The 1,102-nt window shown below is 58.2% G+C and carries 1 protein-coding gene; it reads right to left on the bottom strand.

Annotated elements, in window-relative coordinates; all coding sequences use genetic code 11:
- A partial coding sequence (locus tag L3X40_RS21865; protein ID WP_237367436.1) for an AMP-binding protein occupies positions 1 to 831 on the bottom strand: 831 nt, incomplete at its 3' end.
- Positions 832 to 1,102 lie beyond the last annotated feature (271 nt).

Here is a 1,102-nt window from a genome sequence, read left to right as displayed (position 1 = left end):
AGCGTTCCAGCTCTCCATCAGCACCGTCCGGGTACCCACCAAGAACGGCAGTTCAAGGCCGAAGGAGTAACCGCTGATGTGCGTAACAGGCGACGGCATGAGCAAGACGTCGCCTGCAGCGATGCCCCAGTGGCAGACGCTGACTTCCGAAACTCGCGTCAGGGTGTTGTGGCTGTGTAGCACCCCTTTCGGTCGTCCGGTCGTTCCTGATGTGTAGAGCAAGAGCTTGACGTTGTCCGCATCGACGCGCCTTACGTTAAGTGTGCGACCGCGACCCGCGGTGACGAGCATCTCGTAGGAAAGCGGGTGCGCATTGTTGCCGCGAACAAAAACAACATGACGCAATCCAGCAAGATTGCCACGGATGCGCCCGACCATCCCGGCATAGTCATAGCCGCGAAAGTTCTCTGTAAGGAAAAGCAAACGGCTGCCGCTGTCCGCAAGCATTTGATGTACTTCGGCATCGCGGTAGATCATGCCAATCGGGTTTATGACCAACCCCACGAGCGCCGCCGCTAGATTGATGATACCGGCCTCATGCCAATTGGGGGTCTGCAAACTAATGACCTCGCCAGGCCGTAGGCCAAGATCCAGCAGCCCGATAGCAAGCGCTTCGGCATCGGCGACAAGACTCTGGTAGGTGTGTGGTATTGTTCCCCCTAGAAACGCCTGAGCGTCCGGCTCTTTCATCGCCCAATCGCGTGCGCTGTCCCCGATCGTCTTGTCCCGCCAAAACCCGTCGTCACGATAAACTCGGTGGTGGGGTGCTGGCAGCGTCATCCAGGACCACGGCGGGGGCGGGGAATACCGGTCGGGAACATCACTTTGCATGGGACCTCTACGCATAGGATCGACTTCTCGTATTGGTTGAGTGAAATGGCTTCGATCTTTCTAGATGTAGCGCGACGATTAGGGAGTCCGGTCGGCGGCGATTATGTTGGCCGGTAGAGGGCCGCGCCGAATGGTGGATTTTGGCTACCACGGTTGGTGAAATCGGGCAAGGGGCCAGCGCCAATTAGCCAGGGCGATCGCATTTCAGGTGAAGGTGAGTAGCTGGGTGAGATAGTCGTTGCTCCATGCGGCCCGGTTGAATTTGACCCGT

The sequence above is a fragment of the Rhizorhapis sp. SPR117 genome (assembly GCF_021742065.1).
Note: the sequence above shows the minus strand (reverse complement) of the source record. Positions and strands in the feature narration are given on the sequence as shown.